Source organism: Actinomadura rubrisoli (assembly GCF_004349215.1).
GTDB classification, from domain to species: Bacteria; Actinomycetota; Actinomycetes; order Streptosporangiales; family Streptosporangiaceae; genus Spirillospora; species Spirillospora rubrisoli.
This window is the reverse complement of sequence record NZ_SMKU01000324.1, coordinates 1-10,767: the sequence shown is the minus strand read 5'-3', so window position 1 is coordinate 10,767 and position 10,767 is coordinate 1. Positions and strand designations below refer to the sequence as shown.

Here is a 10,767-nt window from a genome sequence, read left to right as displayed (position 1 = left end):
GGGCATGCCCTCCCACCGGCTCGCCAGCCCGGCGCCGGAACCCAACTCAAGATCAGCACCGACGCCGCCTGCCGGGAGGTCGCCTCCGCCGACGAGGGCGCCGAGGGTGCCGAGGACGGCGAGAGCGGCGAGGGCGCCGAGGACGAACGGGCCTGGGCCGAGAAGATCCTCGCCGCCGGGATCCTCACCGATGCGGACGGCTACACGGTGGCCGCCGTGAAGCGGTGCCACTACGCGGTCGACGCGGACACCGGCGCGGGACGGCTCGTCCGCGTCGGGACCTCGGTCTGGGCCCGCGCGGCCAGCGGCGGTGACGGCTTCCGCACGGCCCCGCTCGTCGCCGACCAGATCGCCGGTGCGCTGCTGGGCGCGGCGGCCTGAGCCCGCCACCCCAGGCACGACCCAACACCTGCCGGACCGGAAGGAATGACATGAACGCCTCCAAAAGCGTGCTGCTGGTGATCGGCAGTGGGCTGAAGCTCTACCGCGAGTACCTGATCCGCTCGGCGAGCGCCCGCGCCCGCGCGGCGGGCCTGGAGCTCGTGCTGATCAACAACCTCAGGCCCACCTGGCAGCACGAGTACTTCGACGACATCCGCGTCGTGAACGTCTTCGACCACGACAAGCTGCGGGCCGCGGCCCGCGAGGTCGCGCGCACGCGCACGATCGCGGGCGTGGTCTGCTACGACGAGCCGCTGGTGATGCCGGCGGCCGAACTGGCCGCCGAGTTCGGCGTGCCGGGCCTGTCCATCCCCGGCGTGCACGGGTGCCGCGACAAGCGCAGCACCCGGTCGCGCCTGACCGCGGCGGGCGTGCTGCAGCCGGCCTTCGAGATGACCGACAGCCTGGATCAGGCCCGCTCGGCGGCCAGGCGGATCGGCTACCCGGTCGTCGTCAAGCCGCGCGCGCTCGGCGCCAGCATGGGGGTCGTCCTCGCCGCCGACGAGGCCGCCCTGGACGACGCCTATCGCGTCGCGCACGAGGCCAGCCTGATCGGCGACGAGGAGTTCCGCGGCGGCGCGATCGTCGAGGAGTACGCGGACGGCCCGGAGATCAGCGTGGACGCGGCCGTCCACAAGGGCGAGTACCTGCCGATGTTCCTCGCCCGCAAGCGCACCGGCCAGTACCCCTACTTCGAGGAGACCGGGCACGTCGTCGACGCGGACGACCCGCTGCTGCGCGACCAGGAGCTGCTCACCACCCTCGCCCACGCGCACCGCGTCCTGGAGATCGAGGACGGCATCACCCACACCGAGGTGCGGCTGACCGAGCGCGGCCCGCTGATCATCGAGATCAACGGCCGGCTCGGCGGCGACCTGATCCCGTTCGTCGGCAAGATCGCCACCGGCATCGACCCCGGCCTCGTGCTCGTCGACGCCGCCACCGGGAACCGCCCCGACGTCGCGGCGACGAGGAGCGGCGTCGCGGGCATCCGGTTCGGCTATCCCGCGCACGACTGCGTCGTGCACGAGGTCCGCGTGCCCGCCGAGGCGCCCGGCCTGGTCACGGCGTCGCGGATGGTCGACCCCGGGACGACGCTGCGGCTGCCGCCGGGCGGCTACATCGCCCGCCACTCCTTCGTGGTGGTCGAGGCCGACGATCCCGCGACCTGTGACGCGCGGCTCGACGCCGCGCTGGCGCGGGTCGAGATCGACGCCGAGGAGATCGAGCCGCCGCCGCCGGGCACCCGCCTGGAGATGCCGGCCGGGCTGCTGGACGCCGACGCGTGACGATCGGCTACGAGGGCCGGCTGTTCCAGCGGGCGGGCGGCGGCGACGGCACCGTCGCCCGCTACCGGCAGGCCGGCGATCTGGTGTGGGCCGACTTCGCCGGCGGGAAGGTGCGGCGCGGCACGGTCACCGGCACGTGCGCGCCGGACGGCACGCTGCGGCTGGGCTATGTCATGGTCCTGGCGACCGGCGAGGTGATCTCCGGGCGCACCGTGAACATCCCGGAGCGGCGCGCGGACGGCCGGCTGCTGCTGCGCGAGGAATGGGAGCGGTTCGGGGAGCACGCCGAGATCGGCGTCTCCTACCTGGAGGAGGTCGAGCCCGGGCCCGGGTCCGCCGTCCACCACGCAGGCGAGCATGTCGACGCGCCCGCCATGGACGCGTCTGCCGCGGACGGATCCGCGGATGCGACGGGAGCGGTCTGATGGCCGACTGGGCGCGCCTGCGCGGGCTCGTCGAAGGGTGCCTGCGGCTGCCCGGCGACGACGGATTCGACAACCGGAGCCGGGCGCACAACGAGCGGTACCGGGACACGCGGCCGGCCGCGGTGCTGTCGGTGGCCTCCGCCGCCGACGTCACGGCGGCGATCGGCTGGGCGCGGACGCATCGCGTGCCGGTCGTCGCCCGCGGCGGCGGCCACCACTACGCGGGCCACTCGGTGAACACCGGGCTGGTACTCGACCTGCGGGACCTGGACGAGGTCTGGGTCGACCCGGCGACGATGCTGGTGACCGTCGGCGGCGGTGCCCGGACCAAGGACATCCACGACGTGCTGCGCAAGTACGACCTGATGGTGCCGCTGGGCAACTCCGACGACGTCGGGATCGGCGGGCTGGTGCTCGGCGGCGGCGTCGCGGCCTCGTCCCGGGCGCTCGGGCTGACGTGCGACTCACTGGTCGAGACGGAGATCGTGCTCGCCGACGGGTCGCTCCTGACCTGCAACGAGACCGAGAACGCGGACCTGTTCTGGGCGTGCCGGGGAGGCGGTGGCGGCACCTTCGGGGTGAACACGTCGTTCACCTTCCTGGCCCGGCCCGTGATGGACGTGTCCACCTGCCTGGTGCTGTGGCGCTGGGAGCACGCCGCCGACGCGCTGGCCGTCATGCAGGAGGTCATGCGCGACGCGCCGGACCGGTTCGCCGCCCGTATCGGCATCAGCCGCGCGTCCGGCCGCGACGGCGTGGTCTCGGTGATCGGGCAGCACCTGGGCCCGGCGGGCGAGCTGCGCGAACTGCTGGCACCGGCGCTGGCGGCGGTCCGGCCGTACCGGGCGGACACCGCGGACCGGACGTACTGGGACGCGGTGGAGTACCTGCAGCACGCCTCAGCGGGCGGCGCGTTCGCCGTGCGGACCCGGACCACGCCGGTGCCGCTGTCCGGCGCGGGCGTGCGGACGCTGGTGGCCGCGGTGGAGGAGTGGCCGGGCAGCGGCAATCCGGACGGCGGCGGGGCGGCGCTGTTCACCTGGGGCGGGGCGATCAACCGCGTCGGGGTGACGGAGACGGCGTTCCCGCACCGGGACGCGCTGTTCCTGCTCTCGCTGGACACGGCGTGGGACCCCGGCGATCCGCCGGAGACGGTGCGCGCCAATCTCGAATGGCTCACCAAGCTGCATCGGGATATGGGGGAGTTCGCGGCGGACGCGTCGTACATCAACTTCAGCGACCCGGACCTGCCCGGCTGGCGGTCGGCCTATCACGGGCCGAACCTGGCGCGGCTCACCGAGATCAAGCGCCGCCACGACCCGGACCGGGTCTTCGATTCCCCGCAGGCGGTCTAGCCGTGGCCCGGTCATCGCCGGCCGCGGCGGCCGAGGGCGCGCCCCCGGATGCCCCGGATCTGCGCGGGGTGATGCGGAGCTTCGCGACCGGGGTGTGCGTGGCGGCGACGTACGCCGACCGGGCGGACGGACGGCACCACGACGCGGTGACGATCAACTCGCTGAGCTCGGTGTCGCTCGACCCGCCGCTGGTGTCGGTGTGCATGCGGATGGAGTCGCTGTTCCTGGCCGACCTGCTGGTGACGAAGAAATGGGCGGTGTCGATCCTGCCGCACGGTGCCCGCGAGATCGCCCGGGTGATGGCCAAGGACCGGGCGACGCGGACGGGCGCGATCGGTGCCCTGCCCGCCTCGCCCGGGCCGCGAACCGGCGCGCTGGTGTTCCGCTCGGCGAGCTGGATGGAGTGCGAGCTGCGGGCCGCCTTCGACCTCGGCGACCACACCCTCGTGGTCGGCGAGGTCGTCGCGGCCGATCCGCGTCGCGACGGGCCACCGCTGCTGTTCGTGGACGGCGGCTACCGCGTCCCGGCAGACCCGGGACCGTCACCCGCGACCAATGACCTTCCCGATTCCCCGTGGTGGTAGGCGGCCGGTGAGCGGGCCCGAAGACGAACTGGGAGAACAGAATGGAACGCGCGGCGACCCGCCGGCACTATCTCATGGTCCGGCCGACGTACTTCGACGTGGTGTACTCGATCAATCCGTGGATGAACCCCGAGAAGCCCACCTTCACCGGGCTCGCCGTCGCCCAGTGGGAGGGGCTGCGCGACCTGTTCACCGGCCTGGGCCACCGGGTCGATCTGCTGGACCCGCGGCCCGGCCTGCCCGACATGGTGTTCGCGGCCAACGGCGCCACGGTCGTGGACGGCCGGGTGCTCGTCGCGCGGTTCCGCGACTCGCAACGCACCGCCGAGGCCGAGGCGTACCTGGAGTGGTTCCCGGCGCACGGCTACACCGACGTGCGGCAGGCGCGGTGGACCAACGAGGGCGAGGGCGACTACCTGGTCGCCGGATCGAGGATCCTGGCGGGCACCGGCTTCCGGACCACGCTCCGGGCGCACCGTGAGTCGCAAGAGTACTTCGGCGTCCCCGTGGTCGGGCTGACCCTGGTCGACCCGCGGTTCTACCACCTGGACACCGCGCTGACGGTGCTCGCGGAGGACACCGTCATGTACTACCCGAAGGCGTTCTCGGCCGAGAGCCGTGAACTGCTGGAGGAGTTGTACCCGGACGCCGTCCACGCGACCGCCGCGGACGCCGCGGAGTTCGGTCTCAACGCCGTATCGGACGGACGGCACGTGGTCTTGCCCCAGGCCGCGACCGGCCTGATCGGCAGGCTGCGCGAGCACGGCTTCGAGCCCATCGGCGTGGACATGTCCGAGCTGCTCAAGGCGGGCGGCAGCGTCAAGTGCTGCACGCTGGAGCTGCACGGGACCGGCCTCGCCGGCCGCTCGCACTGAGGCGATCGGCGAAGGCCCCGGTCAACTGAAGATCGATGTCTGGATCGTCCTCGGGGTCACGTACCGCACGACGAAGGCGCGTACCAGCGGGTCGAGCCGGTACGCGCCGGCGCGGTCGTCATGGCGGAGCAGACCGGCCGCGGCCAGCTCGTCCACCACCTCCTCGTCCACCATCTCCTCGTCGAGTGAAGCGAGACCATCCGCCCTTCCGGCCGGCCCTCCGGGCGAGTGCTGAGCCAGTTCCTGCAGCAGCGTCCGGGCCGCTCCGCCGAGCGGAAGATACGCGGAGAGCAGCAGGTCGGGCACGGAGACGTCCCCGATGCGCAGCCAGTCCAGCAGCGCGCCCCGGTCGGCCGGCCCCCTGGTGATCCGGGCCAGCGGAACGTCCGGGCGGGCCACCAGCTTGCGGACCGCGATATCGATGGCGAGCGGAAGGTCGCCGCACAGCTCGGCGAGGCGGTCGCAGTCCACCAGATCGGCCGCCACGCGGTCGGACAGGGCCTCGGAGATCATCGCGATGGAGTCGTGCCGGCGCAGCACGTCCAGCCGCACGCGGCGGACATCCCGCAGGCCGAGCAGCGGATTGCGGCTGACCACGATCATGGCGCCGCTCCGCGTCTCGGCCAGCAGCAGGCGGACCTGCCGCTCATCGCGCACGTTCTCCAGCAGCACCAGCAGCTTTCGCTCGGCCAGCATCGAGCGGAGCAGCCCGGCCTGCTGGTCCGGGGCGTCGGGCAACTGCTCGTCGGGCATGCCGAGCGCCCGCAGGAAGCAGCTCAGCACGGACAGCTCGTCGGACGACGTCGATCCGAGATCGGCGTAGAGCTGGCCGTCGACCATCTCGTCGGCGATCTGATGGGCGTAGTCCAGCGCGAACGCGCTCTTGCCCACGCCCACCGGACCGCAGATGACGATCGGCGCGGCGGCCGGCTCGCTGAGCAGGTCCTTCTCCCAGGAGCGGCCGACGAGCCCCCGCGGCCGCAACGGCAGCTGCGCCGGAGGCGGCATGCGGCCGGCGAGGTCCCGCTGCCGCGGCGGGGAGGCCGCCTGCGGGGGCGGGGTGCCCGACACTTCGAGCCAGCGCCGTCGCCAGACCTCCTGGTCGCCCCCGCAGGCGGCCACGAAAGCGAGCGTGACCTGCAATGTCGGTAATCGGTAGCCACCCGCGGCGCTGGACAGCACGGACGGTGAGTACAACGCCGACCGCGCCATGTCCCGATACGTCGGATTGCCCGCGTGCGCGCGGAGCCGTCTCAGCTCGCTCGCGAAAGCCGCGACCGCCCCGCCGGAGGCGTTGATCGGCTTCTCCGGTCTCCCCATCTCTCCCCGTATTCGCAGGACCCCACTTCAGTTGAGATCCGAACTCGCACCCCGTGAAGCACTACTTCGCCCGGTGGTCGGCCCAGCGGCGAAGGAGAAGATCGTATGTACCCCCCGCATTATATCGGTGAGCATCCGGCAGAGGACAGGTCCGTCCACAAATCTTGATCAACGGGGAAACCAGGCGTCGATCATGACTATCGACCGCTCTCCTCGGGCCCGCCGAGCGGAATTGCACCCCCTCCCCAACCAACGAGAACGAGGGCTATATGGTTCGACTCCGCCGCGCTTTTGTCGGCGATGCGGGTGCGGAACTCTCGCGCGCGCCGTCCACGCTTCCTCGAAGGCCGGGTGCCGAACCGGCGGCCCGACGCGCCCGGCCCGATCACGGCGGCCGGGACGTCGCCGAGCGATCAGGTCACCGACGACCGCGGAGCCGGACGGCCGGGTGTCGTTCCGGACCGGGGAGGTCTATGCCCGGTCGCCGGAGCCGTGGACGAAGATCCGCGCGGCCTCGGCGGTGCTCACGCGGCGGCCGTCCCGCCGATGGCACGGTGGACGCCCCCATGCCGCCATGGCGCGCCGGTTTCGTTTCGCATCGTGCCCCGTTCCCTCCGGTACCGGTTCCCCCCTTGGTTCGCGCCAACGGGGACAGCGGATGAGTCTCGCGGCACACCGATTTCCCGAATCTGGCGCCCGGGGAGGTCGGGCGGCGCCAGTGATCGTCCTCGTCCGGGCGGCTCCGCCCGTGCGCGGCACCGACGGCGGGGTCCTCGTCCGCCGGGACCCCCGGCCGTGTCCGGCCGACAGCCCCCACAGGCCGGGCACCGCATGATCTCGGCTTCCCTGTCGTCGGCGACCTGCGGCCGCCCCGAGCGTGCCCCTTTGCCGGGCGCGCGGTCCTGTGAGCGATCCCCGGATGGTTCTTTTCACATCCCGCCCCGCCGACTGAATACACAGTTCGACTGGTGAATTGAAGGCATGCGGGCTGATCATCTAGACTGGGCGGCCGCGCGGCACCAGGATATGCGTGTCGCCCATGCGACATGAGATGCCCCGAGCGGCCATTGGATCCGAATGCCGGGCCGGTGGGCAATTCGCCGCCGTGCCCGGGGCCCGGTTCTGTTCGGCCATACGGCCCAATGCGTGGGGTGTCAGCCGATGAGGGGCGTGCCGGTCCGCCGCGGTGCGGGCCAGTGATTCGATGCTAACATCAGATTCATATTCGCTGGGCCCGAGCTCCCGCGCGCGGCGGGCGCCGACGTGAGAGAAGCCGATGCCAGGTTCAGGTGTGGAGAAGGTCCAGACCCCGCGTCCGACGCAGCGCGGGCGCAAGACGCTCGCCGCCATCGAGGCGGCCGCCCGCCGGATCATCGCCCGGAAGGGTTTCCTGGCGATGACCGTCGCCGACATAGCGCAGGAGGCCGGGCGCTCGCCCGCCTCCTTCTACAACTACTACGACTCCAAGGAAGACCTGCTCGCCCACTGGGCGGACGACTTCCGCGAGGAGGCCAGGGCCCGGGCGGTCGTGGCCTACAAGCGCGGGATCCCGCACCGCGAGCGCGTCATGGAGTCGGCGCGCGCGCACTGGGAGACCTACCGCGAGCGGCTCGCCGAAATGGTCGGCGTCTTCCAGCTCGCCATGATCAATGACGCGTTCGCGGGGCACTGGCGGGAACTGTGCGAGGACGCCGTGCAGAGCATCGCCGAGAGCGTCCGGCGCGCCCAGCGCGAGGGGTACTGCCCGGGCGCCGACCCGCAGCTCACGGCCAGGGCCATCGTCGCGATGCTCAACCAGTTCTGCTACGACCTCCTCGCCGGGGCGGGGGAGGACGCCGAGATCGACGACGAGGCCGCGGTCCGCACGCTCGCCGAGGTCTGGTACCGGGCGATCTACTGGCGGGACGACCAGGACTGATCCGTCCTCGCGTCCCGGATCAAGTCGACCATGGACATCACCCCGGGCGCGGGCTAGCGTGCGAACCCAACGTCAGGTTTAGTTACGGGGGTTTCGCCATGGCGGTGGAGCAGCTCTTCGTCGGCCTCACCTCTCCGACGGCGGGACGGGCCGGCGCCGGGGGGCATCCGTGCCAGGGGGTGTACCACCGCCTGCCCGGCCGGGCCCCGAAGACCGCGCTGATCGCGACGCACTACTCGGTCGACTTCTCCGAGCACTACCTCGCCGGCTTCATCGCCGAGCGCGGCCTGGGCTTCCTGGGGTGGAACACGCGGTTCCGGGGTGCCGAGAGCCACTTCCTCCTCGACCACGCCCTTGTCGACATCGGACGGGGGGTCCGGTGGCTGCGGCAGGAGGCGGGCGTCGAGCGGGTCGTCCTACTGGGCAACTCGGGCGGCGGGTCCCTGATGGCCGCCTACCAGTCGCAGGCCAAGGAGCCCAACGTCACGCCCCTGGCGGGGATGCGGCCGGCGCGGGGCGCGCTGGACCTTCCGGCGGCCGACGCCTACGTATCGACGGCCGCGCACCTGGGCCGGCCCGAGGTGCTCACGGCCTGGATGGACCCGTCGGTCGTCGACGAGACCGACCCGGTCTCGACCGACCCGTCGCTCAGCCTGTTCGATCCCGGGAACCCGGCGCCCTACGCGGAGGAGTTCCTCGGCCGGTACCGCGAAGCCCAGACGCGGCGCAATCATCGGATCACGCGCTGGGTGAAGGACGAGATGCGCCGCCTCCGGGCCGCCGGGTACCACGACCGCCTGTTCAACGTCGCCCGTACCTGGGCGGACCCGCGCATGGTGGACCCCACGCTGGAGCCCACCCGGCGCCCGCCGAACTCCTGCTACGCCGGTGAGCCGGCTCGGGCCAACGCCTCGGTCTTCGGCATCGCGGGCACCTGCACCCTGCGGACCTGGCTGTCCCTCTGGAGCCTGGACGACTCCCAGGCCCGGGCGAGGCCGCACCTCGCGCGCATCACCGAACCGGCCCTCGTGGTGAACGCGGACATGGACACGGGCGTCTTTCCCAGCGACGCCGACGCGATCCTGGCGGCCCTGGGGTCCAAGGACAAGGAGTCCCATGTCGTCGCGGGCGACCACTACTTCCGCAGGGACGGCGGAGACGCCGCCCGGGCCGAACTCGCCGACCTGATCGCCGCCTGGACGGCGGCGCGCCTGGCCTGACCGGCACGGCCCGCGCACCCTGTTCTACGGCGGCTCCCCGATGTCGCCCGCGGTGATCAACATCGTGGTGATCGCCGTGAGCAGGGACCGGTTTCGGGATCGCCCCGCTCAGCGCGGTGCATGCCGGTAGGTGATACGCCGGATCACCACCTCGAACGGCCCGCGGCGCTCTGTGCGCCGCATCCAGTCGGCGAGGACCACGGTGATCAGCCATGTCGCGGCGGCCAACAGCGCGGTAGTGGTGACGGTCAGGGTGCCGGAGAGATCGAGCAGAAAAGGCGTGAAGACGAGGGCCCACACCACCGATTGGGCCAGGTAACAGGTCAGCGATCGTTGCCCGGCGGCGGCGATCGCGTTGACCACCGTCCCAGGGCCGCGCGCCTGGAACCGGACGGCGACGAGCGCCAGCATGGCGGCGTAGCCGAAGCCGCCCAGAGTCCCCGTCGCATCGTGCAGCGGGCCCAGCACCTCCAGAGTGGACTGGTGCGGGGGCGTCACCACGCCCGCGAGCATCAACGAGATCGGTTGGGCGCCGAGCACCGCGGCGCCGATCCCGACCGAAGCCGTGATGCGCAGCGACCTGCGGTAGCGCTCCGCCTGCTCCAGGATGCGCCGACGCCCCGCCCACAACCCGATCATGAACGGGCACACGAAACCGAGGGGCCCCAGAGACGCGACGTAAAGGGACGTCTGGGCCCGGTTGACGATCATGGTGGCCACGTCCGGCGGAAGCATCGTCTCGTCCGGCGGGTCGCCGCCGATGGTCGACGAGCCGCCGCTCGGCAGCGTCCCGAGCAGGAAGAACAGCAGAGCGATCACCAGCAGCCAGCGGTCCTTCCAGCGCACCGACCACGCACCCGCCAACAGCAGCACGCCGTAGGCCGTCAGGATGTCGCCGGCGTAGAGCAGCAGCGCGTGCAAGAAGCCCACCGCCACCAGCACCAGGCTCCGCCGCCACAGCAGCCGGCGCACCGCCCGCGGGCCGAGCGCCTGCTGCCGCCACGCGATCCGCGCGATGCCGTACCCGAAAAGGGCCCCGAACATCGGGAACGCCCGACCGTCGACGAAGGTCGTCAGCAACCAGATGACGGCCGAGTCGACGCCCGAACCGTCCTGCGGATAGCCGCCGAGCACGGATGAGCCACGCAAGAAATAGTGCGAGTTGGCCAGAGCGATGAACAACAGCATGAAACCACGGGCCAGATCGGGCCCCAAAGCGCGCGCCGCCACCGGGGTCGGCTGCGGCAGATTCACCGTCGAATCAGGCAAGGGCACCCCATGGGCCCGGATGAAGCAAAGCGGTCATGGCCGGTCAGCCAACCACCCCTGCGCCCCAACCC

At 72.0% G+C, this 10,767-nt stretch carries 9 protein-coding genes and 1 pseudogene; 8 read left to right on the top strand and 2 right to left on the bottom strand.

The window, feature by feature from the left end; genetic code table 11:
* The 6 genes and pseudogenes from E1298_RS48750 to ddaH form a co-directional block, all read left to right on the top strand.
* Window positions 1-381 (top strand): annotated as a pseudogene (locus E1298_RS48750) (hypothetical protein); the annotation flags it as partial.
* A gap of 50 nt (window positions 382-431) precedes the next feature.
* Window positions 432-1,730, top strand: coding sequence for an ATP-grasp domain-containing protein (locus E1298_RS37650; RefSeq protein ID WP_131902007.1), 1,299 nt, complete (start codon window positions 432-434; stop codon window positions 1,728-1,730).
* Window positions 1,727-2,155, top strand: a complete 429-nt coding sequence (locus tag E1298_RS37645) for an avidin-fold protein (protein WP_207945078.1) — start codon at window positions 1,727-1,729, stop codon at window positions 2,153-2,155. Before E1298_RS37650 ends, E1298_RS37645 begins: the two co-directional genes overlap by 4 nt.
* Complete coding sequence (locus E1298_RS37640; protein ID WP_131902005.1) at window positions 2,155-3,510, top strand: FAD-binding oxidoreductase; 1,356 nt, start codon at window positions 2,155-2,157, stop codon at window positions 3,508-3,510. The genes E1298_RS37645 and E1298_RS37640 overlap by 1 nt, the downstream gene beginning before the upstream one ends.
* A 2-nt stretch (window positions 3,511-3,512) precedes the next feature.
* The gene (locus tag E1298_RS37635; protein WP_243726050.1) at window positions 3,513-4,094 is read left to right on the top strand and encodes a flavin reductase family protein; all 582 of its coding nucleotides are present in this window, start codon (window positions 3,513-3,515) and stop codon (window positions 4,092-4,094) included.
* 41 nt (window positions 4,095-4,135) lie between these two features.
* A complete protein-coding gene (gene ddaH / locus E1298_RS37630; RefSeq protein WP_131902003.1) occupies window positions 4,136-4,969 on the top strand; it encodes a dimethylargininase in 834 nt (277 codons plus the stop codon).
* A gap of 21 nt (window positions 4,970-4,990) precedes the next feature.
* Here the strand turns inward: ddaH and E1298_RS37625 are convergent, their stop codons facing one another.
* Entirely contained in the window at window positions 4,991-6,289 is a 1,299-nt protein-coding gene (locus E1298_RS37625) for a helix-turn-helix domain-containing protein (protein ID WP_131902001.1), read from the bottom strand.
* A gap of 1,291 nt (window positions 6,290-7,580) precedes the next feature.
* Between E1298_RS37625 and E1298_RS37620 the strand changes: the two genes are divergently transcribed.
* Together E1298_RS37620 and E1298_RS37615 are read left to right on the top strand one after the other, a co-directional pair.
* The gene (locus tag E1298_RS37620) at window positions 7,581-8,207 is read left to right on the top strand and encodes a TetR/AcrR family transcriptional regulator (RefSeq protein ID WP_243726049.1); all 627 of its coding nucleotides are present in this window, start codon (window positions 7,581-7,583) and stop codon (window positions 8,205-8,207) included.
* Between the two features lie 98 nt (window positions 8,208-8,305).
* Window positions 8,306-9,427, top strand: a complete 1,122-nt coding sequence (locus E1298_RS37615) for an alpha/beta hydrolase (RefSeq protein WP_131901997.1) — start codon at window positions 8,306-8,308, stop codon at window positions 9,425-9,427.
* A 108-nt stretch (window positions 9,428-9,535) separates the two neighbouring features.
* Here E1298_RS37615 and E1298_RS37610 read toward each other — a convergent pair whose 3' ends face one another.
* A complete protein-coding gene (locus E1298_RS37610; RefSeq protein WP_243726048.1) occupies window positions 9,536-10,681 on the bottom strand; it encodes a DUF418 domain-containing protein in 1,146 nt (381 codons plus the stop codon).
* Window positions 10,682-10,767 lie beyond the last annotated feature (86 nt).

What these genes read in the sequence shown, in the direction of transcription:
- E1298_RS37625 (WP_131902001.1), bottom strand. Translation starts at nt 6,289, where the DNA reads ATGGGGAGACCGGAGAAGCCGATCAACGCCTCCGGCGGGGCGGTCGCG.
- E1298_RS37615 (WP_131901997.1), top strand. Translation starts at nt 8,306, where the DNA reads ATGGCGGTGGAGCAGCTCTTCGTCGGCCTCACCTCTCCGACGGCGGGA.
- E1298_RS37640 (WP_131902005.1), top strand. Translation starts at nt 2,155, where the DNA reads ATGGCCGACTGGGCGCGCCTGCGCGGGCTCGTCGAAGGGTGCCTGCGG.
- ddaH (WP_131902003.1), top strand. Translation starts at nt 4,136, where the DNA reads ATGGAACGCGCGGCGACCCGCCGGCACTATCTCATGGTCCGGCCGACG.
- E1298_RS37650 (WP_131902007.1), top strand. Translation starts at nt 432, where the DNA reads ATGAACGCCTCCAAAAGCGTGCTGCTGGTGATCGGCAGTGGGCTGAAG.